Genomic DNA, 14504 nt, shown 5'->3' with positions numbered 1-14504 from the left:
GGACTTGGTCAGAGCGGTTACAGGCGGACTCTCAGCCTAAGACAAAATGCTGCAGTCGCATCCCGCAGTGAGGACATTCGTGACTGCAAAAATTCGGAACCATTCCTCATACTGTCGCAGTCTACTTGGTTCCTACAACTCCAAAGCTTCAACTATGGCGCGCGATTGACGGCACTCGGCCAGACCAGGCCGGGTTACGAAGTAAAGAGACGCCGTGGTGCCACTCAGGCAAACGGCGCGCTCTACAAGAGCTTTATGTCGAGTTTTGGCGGCAAGCAGCAGTGCATCAAGTTCGTTAGACCAGATCAGTGAGACGTTATCCGTTGTCCGCGTCTCCCGGACATAGGGCTCAAGCTCCTTTGAATGTCGGGGCCATCCGTTTGGCAGACGGTCAGCGACAAGAGGATCCACGCCGACACTCAACTTGCGACCGTTGAGCGCGGGGGCAACAGCTTCGGTTGCGTCTGTCAGAACGTCGAAAGCGCGCGAAACATTGGGGAGGTAGGCCGCACCCTCCCGCGTCAGCAACAATCCCTGTGGCAGCCGCCGGAAGAGCGATATCCCTAGAGACATCTCCAAGCGTTTAACCTGTTGACTGACGGCACCGGCCGTTACCCCAAGCTCTGCGGCCGCCGCCTTGAAGCTCATGTGTCGCGCGGCCGCTTCAAACGCCTTGAGGCCGTTCAGGGACGGAATTCGATAGGTCATGGAGTCTCCTAGCACGGGCGTTCGGCGGAGTAGACCGAGATTTTCTAAGCCTCGTGCTCAATTTCTATCGTTTGAATTATGCAGGACCATTCGCGCAAATCCTCTCAAAAGACAGAAAGAGGATGTCATGACGATCAGATACAATCCCCCGACCGGATGGCCGCAACTTGGCCGCCCCTTCCATCATGGCGTGGTCGAACCAAAGGGCCGCGTTCTCCATATGACCGGGCAAGTTGCTTGGGACAGTGACGGGAACGTCATCGGCAAAGGCGACTGTGAAACACAGGCCCGGCAATGCTTCGATAATGTCGAAAACATCCTGAAGGCCGTCGGCGGGCGCTTGGACGACATCGTTTCCTTGACCGTCTTCTACCTTGATCCGGCAGACATGCCTGCAATCCAGAAAGTCAGGGCCGAACGCCTCCAGCTGGCGCATGGCCCCGTCAGCATACTCATCCAGGCCGCCGGACTGATTACACCTGACCTTCTGGTTGAGGTCGCGCCCATTGCTGTGATCCCGGACGCCCGCTTTCACGAACCAAGATACTGAGGTTAGACTGCTATGAACAAACATGAAGGCTTCAAAGCCATTCGCAGCTTGGACTATGTGATCCTTCTCTGTGATGACCTCGCAAAGATGAAAGCGTTCTATCAAAGGCTTTTCGAGTTCCAAGTCGAAGAGGATTTTTCAGAATGTATGGTCTTCTTTCGGGTGGGCACCCTGTTTCTTGGTCTGAGAACGCGCGGCCGTGCTTATGACGGGCCAAGCGTGGCACCTCTGTCCGCATCCATTCAGATCAGTTTTCGCGTGCCGCCAGCCGATGTCGATCTTGCCTATGAAAGGTTGGTCCAAGACGGATTTGATGTCATTGAGCCCCCGACAAACCAGGATTGGACACACAGAACGCTGTTTTTCCGCGACCCGGAGCACAACATCGTTGAAATCTTCGCCGACATTCACCCGCGGGAGACATTGGCTGAACCTTCCGGCGTTCATCAGGTTGTCGACTGATGTCGGTTGCTATGATTGGGTTCCGCGTCCGCGGGTGATCCCTTCTTCGCTGAGGTTAAAGGACGCGATCAACATCGGCGTCGGCAAACCCGAACGCTTTTATCAATTGTCGATGCTCTGCAGCGCCGATGAAGGTATTCAGAACGTGATCTACGCGGTTTCGAAGGTCATTGGCGGAGGGCGCGAAAGCGAAGCACCCAAACGCCGGAGCGCTTTCCCGAAGAGGGACGTTCACGACGGAGAGGCCAGGAGCAGTGCTCGTTTGGAGGAAACCTTGATGCGCGCGAGCGACACTGGCAAACGCGCTGACTATCCTGTCTTGCACCGCCTGTGCCGCGTCTGCGTAGGTCTCAAACACACGGAACTGGTCAAGCGTCACGCCGAGTTCGAGGGCGGTCACATGCTGTATCTGGTCCCGTATGATCGCCAGTTTCAGATGCCCAGCTATGGCAAGGCTGCGGTACCCGGCTATGCTGTCTGCATCCGCTGCCCGCACGAGCAAACCATCAGGCAAAGCCCAGATCGGTCTGCTGAAGAGCGCACGGAGTCGCCGGTCGGGAGACGCAAAAAGACCGGTCGTCATTTGCCAGTCATTGCGCGCAAGGCCGGGCAAAAGCTGGGCGAACTCGGTTTCAACAAACTCAACGTCATTAATGCCCAGTTCACCAAGGACATATCGCGCCAGTTCGACATCGCATCCGGTCACGGCTCCCGCGCTATCGACGTAGTTGAACGGCGGCTCAATGAGATATGCGACCTTCACTCCACAACCACCACTTGACCGTTGATCGCCCCCTCGACGCATTTGGCGAAGGCCCGTCCGACCCGCTCCGACGGCACGCGCTCATGACCGGGAAACAAAGCGCCGTAGCGGCGTTCAGACACATCAAGTAGCCCCGGACTCACCACATTGATCCGCACCCCAGGCGGCATCTCGATCGCTGCGCCTTTCACGAACCCCCCGAGCGCGCCGTTTGCCAGTGCGGCGCCAGTGCCAGCGATAACCGGGTCGCGGTCCAGCACACCGCTGGTCAAGGTGAACGAGCCTTTACCCGAGATCCTTTTCAACCCTGCCAGAACCAGGTTGATTTGCCCCATCACTTTGCTCTCAAGCCCCATCTTGAGCGACGCGTCCGTCTGCTCCGCAAGCGGGGCGAAATGAACATGGCCAGCGGCTGAGACGAGAGCATCAAAGACTCCAATCTCTTCGTACATGCCCTCGATTGAGTTGGGGTCGGAGATATCAGCGCGCACGTCTCCTGTCTTTCGTCCAACGCAAACGACTTCATGGTGCTGAGAAAGCTCGGCAAAGGCGGCCTGCCCGACATCGCCGGACGCGCCAACAAGAATGATTTTCACCGCAGATACTCCTCATAGATTTCGAGCTTTCTGGCGAGAATTTCATCACACCGATCAAGATCATCGCGGCGCTTGGCCAAGAGCCGGGAGTGATCAAGCAGAATGTCCTTTCGATCCGATATGGTTTTATCCCCTTGAGCATAAAGTGCCGCAAACCGCTGCATAACCTTCATCGGCATACCGGTTTCGCGAAGCCAGAAGAGCAGTGTCAGCCAGTCGACATTCTCTTGAGAAAAGCGCCTCTGCCCGTCCGAGCCGCGCATGACCTTGGGGACGAGCCCCTCAGCCTCGTAGTATCGGATCGTATCAACTTTGAGCCCCGACCGGGACGCTGCCTCAGAGATGCGCATGGCAAAATACCTCCTGTAGACCGGTAGATACCGGCCTTGAGCAACTCTAGGTCAAGAAGAAATCCGATAAAAAGCCCGGTCCAACGTGGCCATTGAATGCGAAATTCTGATGCTGAGCTAGTTGCCACCCCTCATTGTGGAGTGACTGGGACAGCTCGGTCCCGCCCACGGTTGGTTTGGTCTGCGGGTTTGGCTTGTCTCGACGATTGATCTTCTTAGGCACGCAGCATCAATTGGGTCTATTCGAGCGTGTTCGAGCTTACTTCAGCAACTCCCGGCCAGGCGAATGGCGGCTTGCTAGCCACAATGTCTTGATCAAATGAAATTCCAAGCGCTTTGAGAGATGAATGTCCCAATGAGCACCTGTTCGAGAGCATGCGCGAGGCACGCAATCTGATCGCGGTGTGGCATAGTGATTTTAACCATCACCGACCCCACACAAGCCTCGCTGGCTTGACGCCAGTGGAATATGCCAACCGGTCAAAAGAAGACCAAAACCTGAGCAGAGCCAACTCACAAATGAGGACGCTCAGGGGAGCAGTTCAGATTTAACAAGCGCCATATAGAAACCTGCGTCGATTTCACTGCTAGCGATAGGTGATATTCGGATCTCAAGAGAACCAACTAAATGCCCTCATGGCAAAACCAATTTTTTTGTTGGTCGCATGTACAAAGCGATCATATCCGGCTTGTGGCATCATCATGCGCTGCATTGCTGCGGATGAAGAATACAAGATCCGTATTGTCCTGACTTTGGAGAATCGATGAAAACGAACAATAATACAGTTCTCATTACTGGGGGAAGCTCTGGCATCGGTGCTACTCTTGCGAAGCGACTTTCCGAGTTAGGCAATAGGGTCATCGTCTGCGCGAGAAATGAAGATAGACTAGCCCAAATCAAATCTCGGATTCCAAGCATCCAAACGAAAGCGTGTGATATTCAGGATTTGGAGCAAATTGAGGCTCTCAAGGACGACATTGGTTCTGAGGTGAATCTGCTTATCAACAACGCAGGCATTGTGCAGGAGCTATCACTTCACGCGAATGCCGATCTTGGTGCGCAGATCAAAGAGGTTGATATCAACCTGAATGGCATTCTGAGAATGCTGCACGTGTTTTTACCCTCGATGCAAAACCACACCACAGCGGCGGTCGTGAATGTCACGTCTGCCACCGCTTTCATTGCTGAGTCCAAGGCCCCGATCTATAGCGCGACCAAAGCAGCTCAGCATGCGCTGACGCTCGCGCTTCGACATCAGTTAAGGGACACGCAAGTCAAGGTGTTCGAACTCATTCCACCTCTGACTGACACGCCGATGGCCGCACATGTTGAAGGCATTTCAAAGTTGTCACCTGACAAGGTCGCGAGCGCCTTAATAGCCGGGCTGGAAAAAGACCAGTATGAAATAGCACCCGGTCTCAGCCGCGCCGCTCGATTGATGTCACGGGTTGCACCGCGTTTCGCGTTTTCCCAGCTGAACAAGTAGCGCAAATATGTTTGTAACCGCGGCCAACCCGTGATTGTCAGTGGTGAAAGGGCACACGCATATCCACGTTGCCCGCACTCCGATTATTCACCGTGCTGGACCATTGCTTTGGGCGCATCTTCCTGAACAAGGTGCCCAGCATTCGGGACGACTTTGAATTCACCATCCGTCAACATGCTTGCAAGTCTGCGACCGCGATCAAGCGGAACCCATTCGTTACTTTCTCCCCAAAGCAGGGCCGTGGGGCAATTGAGCTTATGATGCGACGCCAGTCCAGATCGCGGCGATTGCAATACCGACAAGCATTGCAACAATGGGGCTTCGCCAGATCATCATGACGGAAAGACCAATAACGACAGCAGTGATGGTTCGAATGCCCCCGGTTGCAAACGAAGAAGCCACAATTGCAACCAGCACCGATACAGACATCTTTTCAAGAAAGCTCTCGAGCTTCGGCGTGATCTGCACGCGTTTCATCAGGGCAAACCCCGAATACCGAAGTGCAAAAACGGTCGAGGCAATCACCATTATGGCGAGCCAAGCAAGTTGATCATTCATCAATGGTTCGTACCCCTACCAATCCACCAGCAATCGCAGCGGCAATGATGTTCCAACCCGTCGGGACAATGGGTTGAGCCAGGATGGCAACCAAAGCGGCAACGACGACAAACAGCCATCTACGGTCCGCGATGACACCCGGCGCAATGAGTGCTGCGAAGTAGACCGGCATGATGACGTCAATTCCGTAGGTGCTTGGGTCTCCTACTTGGGCGCCGCCAATCGCGCCTATTGCGGTCCCCAAAATCCAAGCCACCCAGAAGATAGCGCCACTGCCTACAAGAATGCCGATGTCCCGCTCGTCTTCCTTGAGGGCCTTGTGTGCATGGGCAAAATTGGGGTCAGACAGAAAGGTTGCAGCAAGAACACGTCGTTTCGGGCCGAGCTGATTGACCCAGGGCGATAACGCAGCACCCATCAGAATATGCCGCGCACCAACCGCGCAGGTTACGAGAAACACTGCTAGCAGCGACATCTCAGCATCCCAAAGATCAAGGACAGCGAACTGGGCTGCGCCGCTGAACACGAGAACGCTCGAACCGATTGCCTGCGCGCTGGACATTCCTCGTTCAATCGCTGCGATCCCGTATGCCATGCCAAACGGAATGACAAAGATTGCAAGCGGAGCAAGCTGCCACATACCACGTTTGACACCTGAAAATGTAAGGCGGATCGGCGTAGTGTGCATGCGCGGTCCCTATTCAGTCTAACCTTAATGACGGTTATATAGAAAAATTGTATAACCGCAATGGTGGTTATAAGAGTTGAATTGCGTTCACTTGAGGAGATGTTGAATGAGCTATGCTGAAGCCCCAGTACGAACTGTCGGTGGGCGGCTCGCCCTAGATTTTCTGAATACAGCTGACTGGTCGTCGGATGGGGCAGTCATTCATGAGAAGTTGGGGGACGAGAAAGACGTTCGCAGATGGACGGATGCGTTGAACATTACTCAATCTGTTGACCATGGCCGCGCTTGTGATTTGGCGGCTCTGCGAGATTTACGGGCTGAGCTAAGGGAACTGTTTTTGTCTGCCGTTGTTGGCCGGGCACCGAACGCCGTGGCCATCCAACAGGTCAATGATCTTCTCGCGTTAACGGCAAACACTTCGTTGGTGGTTCGGGTGACCAGTCAACCCTGGCTCGCCGTTGAGAGCTCACTGCTTGATTTGATCCTCACATCGGCCAAAGCCATTTTGTCCGATCCGCGCGAAATCGGGCGCGTGGGTATGTGCGCAGGACCTGAGTGTGGATGGTTCTTTCTTGATGAGTCGCGAAATCGGCGGCGCAAATGGTGCATGATGGAAACATGCGGCAACAGGGCAAAGGCACGACGTCACTATGCTGCCAGAACTGATCAACCGGAAACGTGAGGGCGGACAATACCCCATGACAGAACTACCTAAAGACGGAGAGCTTTAGTATGCCAATTGAAGCCTATCTCATTTTTCTTCTGACGACAGCTGTGGTGGTATTCTCGCCCGGGGCAGCGGCTATCGCGGTTGCCTCCCAGGGTGCAGCCAATGGGGGACGACGCGCTTTTGCCGGGGTCACTGGGATCGCAGCGGCCAATGTTATTTATTTTGTGCTGTCTGCCACCGGGATCGCCGCACTCATCATCGCATCCAATCTTGTATTCTCAGTGATCAAATGGGTGGGTGTTGCTTACCTAGTTTGGCTCGGACTGATGGCATTGTTGAGCCCTTCCGGAGCCGTCAAGGTGAATCCCGATCAAAAACGCTCGGGACTAATCAGGCTGTTCACACAAGGGTTTGTTATCGAATTCGCCAATCCCAAGGCATTGCTCTATTTTGCTGCCATTCTACCCCAGTTTCTTAATACTTCTCTTCCTGTCCTGCCCCAACTTTTGGTCATGGGCATCACTACTTTAACGATGGACCTGATTTCCTACAGTACCTATGCATTCCTTGGAGATCGGCTGGCACGTGGCGGTTTGAAGGAGTGGATCGTCAGCCTCGTCAATAAGACCGCGGGCTGCGCATTGCTTTATGCCGGGTTCCGAATGGCAAGTGTCAGTTCCACGAAATAAATGCCGGTCAGGATCGTGCGGCAAGAAAGACAGTCAAACAGGTTGGGGTGAGGAAATGTATCTCGCACGCGGTGTTCCGGTCGCGTGCCATTTCGAGCGTGGTTCCCAACCCGCAATCCCGACTGCCAGACGCCGTATCTATGCTACACTTTGGATGCTGGATGAGCGGGGATTGGCGGCACTTGGCTTAAGATATTGATAGTAATTGTTTTTTGATCTAAGCCTTCTGCCATAAAATACAAAGAATATCAGACGGAGCCCAACAGATGCAGTGCAAGATATTTTTCCTATCTCTGGTCGCCGCCGGTTGCCTGCATGTCATAGATGTCAGCGCGCAAGATAGCCCGGTTCGACCCGCTAAAGTCACCACGGTGGTGGCAACGGACAGTATTATCCAGCGCTCTTATCCGGCAGTTGTGTTGCCATCACGGGAGGTCGAGTTATCCTTCAAGGTGTCCGGCCCCGTGATCGAGTTACCGGTCCGCGCGGCATCGCAAGTGCTTCAAGGGGATGTCATTGCGCGGATCGACCCGCGTGATTTCGAAAGCCAGATTGCGCAACTCGAAAGCAGAAGGGATGAGGCGATAGCCCAGCTGAGCGCTTTGCGCAGCGGTGCCCGGCCAGAAGAGGTTGCGGCTTTGGAAGCGGCGGTCGCCTCCGCCGAAGCCCAGGTCGAACAGGCACGTGACAACCTGACCCGTGTAGAAGAACTGGTGGAGCGCGGCGTATCAGCAGAAGCGCAATCAGAAACGGCCCGTGCAGACTTTCGCGTGGCCGAGGCCAACCTGCGGGCCCAACGTGAGCAACTCCGCATCGGCCAGGTCGGAGGCCGCGCAGAGGACATTTCAGCTGCCGAAGCCGCATTGCGTGGGGTCGAGGCACAGTTGCAGGCCGCGCGTGACGATCTTGCGGATGCCACGTTGATGGCCCCCTTCGACGGTATTATCGCGCGGCGTGACATCGATAACTTCACCAATGTGCAGGCAGGTCAGAGCATCGTGTTGTTGCAGGGTCTCAATGTCGTGCATCTCGCATTTGATATTCCTGCCCCTGATGTAACAGCACTGACCCTTAACGGTACCGACCAGATCAGCAACACAGCTTTTTTTGACGCGCTACCCGATCAGGAGTTTCCCACCGAGTTGGTCGAGTTTTCTGTCCAGGCGGATGCCGCCACGCAGACCTATCGCGGTCGAGTTGCGGTTGAGGTGCCCGAAGATGCCGTGATCTTGCCGGGCATGATTGCGCGCGTCATTTCTTCAACACCCGGCGCCGCAGCTGAGGTCCGTGCACCGCTGTCCGCCATTGCCGCAGGCCCTGACGGCGCCCCATTGGTTTGGTTGGTCGGCGACGACAACATGGTTGCAGCACAACCGGTCACGCTTGGCGAAGCAACCGGTGGCGAGGTGGCCATCACCGAAGGGCTTTCATCGGGTGACACCATTGTTGCCGCGGGGATCAGTCAGATCCTCGACGGCATGACGATCCGTCCGATCACGCGCGTCGGGAACTGAGACGATGGATCTTGCCCGTTTCGCGCTTGAGAAGCGTCTCATCTCGGCTGTGTCCACCGTTCTAATCTTGCTGGCGGGATATTTTGCCTACACTGCTCTGCCGCGGTTCGAAGATCCGGAATTCGTCATCCGGCAAGCTCAGATCATAACGCCCTATCCGGGTGCCTCCGCCGAAGAAGTGGCCGAGGAAGTGACCGAGGTGGTCGAGAACGCCTTGCAACAACTTCAGGGAATTGACGAGGTTCGCTCCGTGTCTTCCCCCGGTGTCAGTACGGTCACGGTTGAGTTTACCATCGCGTCGACACCTGACTATCCGGAGCTCTACCAGCGTTTTCAACAGATGCGCGCCAAGATACTGGATGCGCAGTCACTGCTGCCGCCCAACGCACTGGATAGCCAAGTCTATGACGACTTTGGCGATGTTTATGCGCTCTATTATGCGATTACAGGCGACGGGTTCGAGATCACCGAGCTCTATGAATACGCCAAGGACCTGCAACGCGAACTGGTGACCGTCGATGGGGTCTCCAAAGTCGTGCTCAACGGGGTTCGCGACGAGGTAATCTACGTCGAATACACCCCCGCGCGCCTGACGGAACTGGGCCTGGCACCACAACAAGTCCAGCAAATTCTGGAGGGCCAGAACCTTGTCACGCCCGCGGGGACAATCGTTGCAGGATCCGCCCGTTTGGCCGTGCGGCCCGAAGCGGCGTTCGACTCGATCAATGCCATTGGTGATCTGCTGATCTCCAATCCGCAAACGGGCGTTTCCTTCCGTCTTGGCGATATCGCAGAGATCCGTCGCGGGCTGACGGATCCGGCGACAACCCTGCTCTATCGTAACGGCCAGCAAGCCATTGGGATTGGGGTGTCCAATACGCTCGGTGGGAACGTGGTCAATATGGGGGCTGCGGTTCAGGAACGCATTGATGCGCTGGAGGCCGAGCGCCCCATTGGCATCAATGTCGAACCGATCTCGGACCAGGGCGTGAGCGTGCAGGCTTCGGTCAGTGATTTTGTTGTGAACGTGCTGCTGGCTTTGGCCATCGTTGTTGGCACACTGCTCGTCTTCATGGGGCTGCGCTCGGGCATCCTGATGGGAGGCATCCTGTTGGTGACGGTCGCCGGCACGCTTTTTGGCATGTATCTCTACGGGCTCGATATGCAGCGTATTTCGCTGGGGGCGCTGATCATTGCCCTGGGGATGCTGGTCGACAATGCCATCGTGGTTGTCGAGGGGACTCTCGTGCGGGTGCAGCGTGGCGAAGACGCCGCCGAGGCGTCGCGCGCTGTGGTACGGCAGACGATCTGGCCCCTGTTGGGCGGCACAATCGTGGGCATTCTGGCGTTTTCGCCGGTCGGGTTCTCGCCGGATAATACCGGTGAATACGCAGGCAGCCTGTTCTGGACAATCGCGATTGCGCTGCTCTTTTCCTGGTTGGTGGCGATCTGGCTTACGCCTTACTATTGTGCGCTGTTGCTAAAGAAAGGCGCGACTAAAGAGGACACTCAGGAGAACGGAATCCTTATCGCCTATCGCAAACTCCTGGCGCTGGCGATCCGGGTGCGCTGGTTCACGGTGGGTGGCGTGGTTCTTCTCTTTCTGTCCGCAATCGCACTTTTCAAATTTGTGCCGCCGGGGTTCTTTCCCTCCTCGACCCGCGACCAGTTTGTGATCAATTACTTTCTGCCACAGGGTACTGACATCACCGAGACACAAGCAGATGTTTTGGAGATCGCCGAGTTTGCGCGCCGCCTTGACGGGGTGACCGGCACCAACAGCATCGTTGGAGCCGGGCATCTGCGGTTCATGCTGATCTATGAAGGTGAGAACCAGAACGCGGCCTATGGGCAGATTCTGGTCGATGTCGAAGGGTACCCGGTCATCGACGATCTGCGGGTCCAACTGCAGACCCATATTGACGAGACTTACCCGGCCTCGAACGCCAAGGTCTGGAAGTTCGTTCTGGGTCCGGGAGGCGGTTCGAAGGTTGAGGCGCGGTTTACAGGACCAGATCCGGTGGTGCTCAGGGGGCTTGCAGGCGAGGCCAAAGCAATCATGGCCAAGGCGGGTGGTGTTGCGGTCAAGGATGATTGGCGCGAGCAGGTGCAGGTGGTTCAGCCCATTGTCGACACCGAGAATGCGCGAAGGCTCGGGTTGACCCAGGGCGAGATTTCCAATGCACTCTACAACCATCTGACCGGCGCGACATTGGGCCTTTACCGCGAAGGCGATGAGCTTCGCAACGTGATCATGCGACCGATGAAAGAGGCCCGAAACGATATCGGTGCACTGCGAGACATTCAGGTCTTCAGCGAGGTAATCGGTGGTTACGTCCCAATAAGCCAGGTGGTGGACCGGTTCGACATCGTCTTCGAGGCAGGAAACCTCAGAAGAATTGATCGCAAGCTGGCGATCATGGCTCAGGCTGACAACGCACCAGGTGTTCTTTCAGGTGAGCTATTCGATGCGGTGCGCGGCCCGGTCGAGGCCATCAACCTGCCACCCGGTTACACGCTGGAATGGAGAGGCGAGTACGGCAACAGTCAGGAGGCCAACGAAGGGCTGGCCTCGACGATGCCTCTTGGGTTCGGGGCGATGTTCCTCGTCGTGCTGTTCCTCTTCAACGCTTGGCGGCAAACGATTATCATCTGGCTGGCCGTGCCATTGGCTCTGATCGGCGTGATCTACGGCCTGGCAGGCTCCCAAACCCCGCTGGAATTCATGGCTATTCTCGGAGTGCTCTCGCTTACCGGTATGCTGATCAAGAACGCCATCGTGCTGATAGATGAAACGGATACGCAGATTGCCAGTGGCAAGGCCCGAATGTCCGCCGTTGTCGATGCGGCCGTCAGCCGGGTGCGCCCGGTGTCGCTTGGGGTTCTTACGACCGTGTTGGGGGTTGTGCCTCTGCTCTGGGATCCATTCTTCAAATCGCTCGCGGTGGTGATCATCTGTGGGCTCAGCTTTGCAACGATCTTGACCCTGATCGTGGTGCCAACGCTCTACGCAATCTTCTTTCGCGTGACGCAAACCGAAACCGAGGTACCGGAACGCGCCAGTTGAGCGGTGCGCTGGTGCTGCCTGGCGCCTGAAGGACGAAACTGAATGGCCTGGCGAGGCTTAGGCTCTTCGCTTCAGTTCACTGTAGCGTCGCCGACTGACAGGAATTTGCGTGTCATCCTTAAGGGTACACACGTACGCGCTTCCGGAGCGTTTGATGGTTTTCACATGTTTAAACCTCACCCAATGTGATCTGTGGCACTGCCCTCCCTGAAATCTGGCGAGGGCTGCCACGCAATCCGAAAATGCAAGCTTCAGCGTGGCAGTGCCATCGGAGGTGATCAGGCGGACATAATGATCTTGCGCCTCCACGCGAATGAGATCATCGCCCAAATTGTGCGGCGCTGCGGGAATCACACTGCGCAAAGTCGGTTCAGGGGCTTGTCTAAGGAGGCGATCTGCTTGGTGTTTTTGGACAATGTCAGCTGCCCGGTAGGCGAGCACAGCCATGAGTGCCGAGAGACCGAGGGAAGGGATTGCAATGTCACCCAGCTCCAAAATGTAGAGCTGTGTGATGTTGAGCGAGGCATCGTCATTCAGTGTTGGAACATCGAGAATGATATCAGCGACCATCGAGAAGGGCGCCAGGAGAAAAGGCAGCAAGATAACGGCTGCAACCAACGGCCACGGCATGCGCAGCCCCGCAATGACACCCAAAACCGTTGTGAGTATCAGTGCGCTAGCGGCAACAAAAAGGTGAAAAAACCAATGCAGGATCGCGACCCACACAGGGAGGGGGGCGGTGACCAATGGCTCAAAACTGGTGATGATGACGCCACCGACAACTGAAAACACCAGACAGTACCAGACCAGCTGGCGCCACGAGATGTCACGCAACCCAAAGACTGAGAGCAGGACGGATTGAAAGCGGTCGTTTCCTGTGCTGGACCTCTCGGTCGCAGTATCCGTCAAAATTTTCTCCTCCAGCACGACTCAATCAGTGGTGCTTTTACATGTGCGATCCTGTCTCGCGAATGAAAAATTCGCCAACGGTCGATATTTGACCACTGGCGAACAGACCTGTGCAATTCGCGAATTCCAGAGACGTGTTGATGAACCTTTCGTTTTCGAACCTGACCACATCGGTACCTGTCTGCGGCGTGCCGCGCTCAACAGGATTGTGCGGCAAAACAGGCAATGATCAAAGGACTTCCCATGTCGAGATATCGCGAGACCTTAACACTGGTTCCCCTTACCGTGTTTTCACTGACACTCCTCAATGCACAGATCGCAGGCGCCCAGGAGACGGGGCGTGACCTGACAGGCGCAATCGGGCTCGGCATCAGTTCCGGACCGGAATTCAATGGATCAGATGAGACCTCAGCCGGCGTTTTTCCGATCTTCGATTTGACCTGGCGCGACCGGTACTTCCTCAACCAACGGGGTTTGGGTGTTTACGCACTGCGGAACCATGGTCCGAATGATCTCTCCGTCGGCATCGCGATCGGGTATGACTTCAACGAGCGGCTGGTAGCAGATGACGCACGTCTGGCAGGGCTCAAGGATGTTGAGGCGGGTGCCCTGCTGACCGCCTTTGCCGAGTATGATGCGGGCATTGCCGATCTGGAATTCGAGGTCAGTCACGGGCTGAGCAGCGACGGGCACGAGGGAACCCGTGCCACGGCGGCTGCTGAATTTGGCATGCCGGTTGGAAAGCGGGTCTATCTGTCTGCCAAACCCTTCGTCACATGGGCGGATGGTTCTTACACAGACGCGTTTTACGGTGTATCTGCGGCAAACGCTGCAACCTCGTCGTTTTCTCGCTTTGAGGCGGGGTCAGGCTTTGAGCGTGTCGGGGTCGAGCTTCGCGCGTCGTATGATCTGACCGTTCGCACCGGTGTTTTCCTCGGGGTCGAGCATGCGCGCCTTCTCGGGGATGCTCAAGACAGCCCGATCTCATTTGATGACAGTCAAACAGAGATATCGACAGGGATCATTTTCCGCTTCTAGACGTTCAGAAATACCTTTTGGGGTGCCGGATCGTTTGTCCGCCCGGCCCCCTGCGGTTCTTGTTGCTGCACAGGAGGTAGCGAATGAAACAAAAGCTCCACATTGCGGTCTTGATGGCTCTGATATGCTGCGGATGGCCGTTGACTATTTGCGAAAATCCGAATTGGACCAAGGCCATATCGGTTGGGCGTGGCATCATGCCTCTCAAGAACTTCTAACTGCAATGGCCGCAGTGTTCCGCGACCACGATGCATGCACCGACCTTCACAAACACTTTGAACATCTGCAGAACCATTCGGCTTTGCGGCTTATAGAGATCACAACCCAATATCGTGCCGTCAGCGGTGCTGAAACACTGCCGGTTTCAAAGGGATAAACCGATTAGGACTGGATCATCGCCTCCTGGTTTCTGGTGTTTTCGTTTCAAAGAAGAAGAGTTTTTAGCTGACGTTTAG

The 14504-nt window shown here is 55.8% G+C and carries 16 protein-coding genes and 1 pseudogene; 10 read left to right on the top strand and 7 right to left on the bottom strand.

Annotation, left to right across the window (positions count from 1 at the left end; translation table 11 throughout):
- Positions 1-132 precede the first annotated feature (132 nt).
- Positions 133-708 (bottom strand): LysR family transcriptional regulator, encoded by a 576-nt coding sequence (locus Q1A07_RS05255; protein ID WP_299778435.1) that lies wholly within the window; start codon positions 706-708, stop codon positions 133-135.
- Between the two features lie 127 nt (positions 709-835).
- Between Q1A07_RS05255 and Q1A07_RS05250 the strand changes: the two genes are divergently transcribed.
- Positions 836-1258, top strand: coding sequence for a RidA family protein (locus tag Q1A07_RS05250; RefSeq protein WP_299778434.1), 423 nt, complete (start codon positions 836-838; stop codon positions 1256-1258).
- 12 nt (positions 1259-1270) lie between these two features.
- Complete coding sequence (locus Q1A07_RS05245) at positions 1271-1720, top strand: VOC family protein (protein ID WP_299778433.1); 450 nt, start codon at positions 1271-1273, stop codon at positions 1718-1720.
- 55 nt (positions 1721-1775) lie between these two features.
- On the opposite strand, the gene Q1A07_RS21900 is transcribed toward Q1A07_RS05245, so the two are convergent.
- Genes Q1A07_RS21900 through Q1A07_RS05230 form a run of 3 tightly spaced genes read right to left on the bottom strand, consistent with a single transcriptional unit; the run spans position 1776 to position 3429 of the window.
- Positions 1776-2525 (bottom strand): transporter substrate-binding domain-containing protein, encoded by a 750-nt coding sequence (locus Q1A07_RS21900; protein ID WP_366944021.1) that lies wholly within the window; start codon positions 2523-2525, stop codon positions 1776-1778.
- Entirely contained in the window at positions 2480-3079 is a 600-nt protein-coding gene (locus tag Q1A07_RS05235) for a short chain dehydrogenase (protein WP_299778431.1), read from the bottom strand. Before Q1A07_RS05235 ends, Q1A07_RS21900 begins: the two co-directional genes overlap by 46 nt.
- On the bottom strand, positions 3076-3429 hold the full coding sequence (locus tag Q1A07_RS05230; protein WP_299778430.1) for a MerR family transcriptional regulator: 354 nt from the start codon (positions 3427-3429) through the stop codon (positions 3076-3078). Before Q1A07_RS05230 ends, Q1A07_RS05235 begins: the two co-directional genes overlap by 4 nt.
- A 336-nt stretch (positions 3430-3765) precedes the next feature.
- On the opposite strand from Q1A07_RS05230, the pseudogene Q1A07_RS05225 reads away from it, so the two are divergent.
- Positions 3766-3981, top strand: a pseudogene (locus Q1A07_RS05225) (integrase core domain-containing protein); the annotation flags it as partial.
- 212 nt (positions 3982-4193) lie between these two features.
- A complete protein-coding gene (locus Q1A07_RS05220; RefSeq protein WP_299778428.1) occupies positions 4194-4916 on the top strand; it encodes an SDR family NAD(P)-dependent oxidoreductase in 723 nt (240 codons plus the stop codon).
- 255 nt (positions 4917-5171) lie between these two features.
- Here Q1A07_RS05220 and Q1A07_RS05215 read toward each other — a convergent pair whose 3' ends face one another.
- A complete protein-coding gene (locus tag Q1A07_RS05215; protein WP_299778426.1) occupies positions 5172-5474 on the bottom strand; it encodes an AzlD domain-containing protein in 303 nt (100 codons plus the stop codon).
- Positions 5467-6162, bottom strand: a complete 696-nt coding sequence (locus Q1A07_RS05210; RefSeq protein WP_299778425.1) for an AzlC family ABC transporter permease — start codon at positions 6160-6162, stop codon at positions 5467-5469. The genes Q1A07_RS05215 and Q1A07_RS05210 overlap by 8 nt, the downstream gene beginning before the upstream one ends.
- 106 nt (positions 6163-6268) lie before the next feature.
- On the opposite strand from Q1A07_RS05210, the gene Q1A07_RS05205 reads away from it, so the two are divergent.
- The 4 genes from Q1A07_RS05205 (at position 6269) to Q1A07_RS05190 (ending at position 12102) form a co-directional block, all read left to right on the top strand.
- Positions 6269-6844 carry a CGNR zinc finger domain-containing protein gene (locus Q1A07_RS05205; RefSeq protein WP_299778424.1) on the top strand — a complete coding sequence of 192 codons (576 nt, stop codon included), beginning with the start codon at positions 6269-6271 and terminating at the stop codon, positions 6842-6844.
- Between the two features lie 50 nt (positions 6845-6894).
- Positions 6895-7521, top strand: coding sequence for a LysE family translocator (locus Q1A07_RS05200; protein ID WP_299778423.1), 627 nt, complete (start codon positions 6895-6897; stop codon positions 7519-7521).
- A gap of 266 nt (positions 7522-7787) precedes the next feature.
- A complete protein-coding gene (locus tag Q1A07_RS05195; RefSeq protein ID WP_299778422.1) occupies positions 7788-9035 on the top strand; it encodes an efflux RND transporter periplasmic adaptor subunit in 1248 nt (415 codons plus the stop codon).
- Between the two features lie 4 nt (positions 9036-9039).
- Entirely contained in the window at positions 9040-12102 is a 3063-nt protein-coding gene (locus tag Q1A07_RS05190) for an efflux RND transporter permease subunit (RefSeq protein ID WP_299778421.1), read from the top strand.
- 57 nt (positions 12103-12159) lie between these two features.
- On the opposite strand, the gene Q1A07_RS05185 is transcribed toward Q1A07_RS05190, so the two are convergent.
- The gene (locus Q1A07_RS05185; protein ID WP_299778420.1) at positions 12160-13011 is read right to left on the bottom strand and encodes a LytTR family DNA-binding domain-containing protein; all 852 of its coding nucleotides are present in this window, start codon (positions 13009-13011) and stop codon (positions 12160-12162) included.
- A 243-nt stretch (positions 13012-13254) separates the two neighbouring features.
- Here Q1A07_RS05185 and Q1A07_RS05180 point away from each other — a divergent pair, with 243 nt between their 5' ends.
- Both Q1A07_RS05180 and Q1A07_RS05175 read left to right on the top strand, forming a co-directional pair.
- The gene (locus tag Q1A07_RS05180) at positions 13255-14049 is read left to right on the top strand and encodes a MipA/OmpV family protein (RefSeq protein ID WP_299778419.1); all 795 of its coding nucleotides are present in this window, start codon (positions 13255-13257) and stop codon (positions 14047-14049) included.
- Between the two features lie 22 nt (positions 14050-14071).
- Complete coding sequence (locus Q1A07_RS05175) at positions 14072-14425, top strand: hypothetical protein (RefSeq protein ID WP_299778418.1); 354 nt, start codon at positions 14072-14074, stop codon at positions 14423-14425.
- Positions 14426-14504 lie beyond the last annotated feature (79 nt).

The organism is uncultured Roseobacter sp. (genome assembly GCF_947492555.1).
In the GTDB taxonomy this organism is placed as follows: Bacteria; Pseudomonadota; Alphaproteobacteria; order Rhodobacterales; family Rhodobacteraceae; genus Roseobacter.
The sequence above is the reverse complement of the archived record's forward strand: the minus strand, read 5'-3'. Positions and strand labels throughout refer to the sequence as shown.

Bases quoted from the DNA above. Each gene is read 5' to 3' on its own strand.
- Q1A07_RS05255 (WP_299778435.1), bottom strand. From the start codon at position 708: ATGACCTATCGAATTCCGTCCCTGAACGGCCTCAAGGCGTTTGAAGCG.
- Q1A07_RS05250 (WP_299778434.1), top strand. From the start codon at position 836: ATGACGATCAGATACAATCCCCCGACCGGATGGCCGCAACTTGGCCGC.
- Q1A07_RS05245 (WP_299778433.1), top strand. From the start codon at position 1,271: ATGAACAAACATGAAGGCTTCAAAGCCATTCGCAGCTTGGACTATGTG.
- Q1A07_RS21900 (WP_366944021.1), bottom strand. From the start codon at position 2,525: ATGCGTCGAGGGGGCGATCAACGGTCAAGTGGTGGTTGTGGAGTGAAG.
- Q1A07_RS05230 (WP_299778430.1), bottom strand. From the start codon at position 3,429: ATGCGCATCTCTGAGGCAGCGTCCCGGTCGGGGCTCAAAGTTGATACG.
- Q1A07_RS05220 (WP_299778428.1), top strand. From the start codon at position 4,194: ATGAAAACGAACAATAATACAGTTCTCATTACTGGGGGAAGCTCTGGC.
- Q1A07_RS05215 (WP_299778426.1), bottom strand. From the start codon at position 5,474: ATGAATGATCAACTTGCTTGGCTCGCCATAATGGTGATTGCCTCGACC.
- Q1A07_RS05210 (WP_299778425.1), bottom strand. From the start codon at position 6,162: ATGCACACTACGCCGATCCGCCTTACATTTTCAGGTGTCAAACGTGGT.
- Q1A07_RS05205 (WP_299778424.1), top strand. From the start codon at position 6,269: ATGAGCTATGCTGAAGCCCCAGTACGAACTGTCGGTGGGCGGCTCGCC.
- Q1A07_RS05200 (WP_299778423.1), top strand. From the start codon at position 6,895: ATGCCAATTGAAGCCTATCTCATTTTTCTTCTGACGACAGCTGTGGTG.
- Q1A07_RS05195 (WP_299778422.1), top strand. From the start codon at position 7,788: ATGCAGTGCAAGATATTTTTCCTATCTCTGGTCGCCGCCGGTTGCCTG.
- Q1A07_RS05190 (WP_299778421.1), top strand. From the start codon at position 9,040: ATGGATCTTGCCCGTTTCGCGCTTGAGAAGCGTCTCATCTCGGCTGTG.
- Q1A07_RS05180 (WP_299778419.1), top strand. From the start codon at position 13,255: ATGTCGAGATATCGCGAGACCTTAACACTGGTTCCCCTTACCGTGTTT.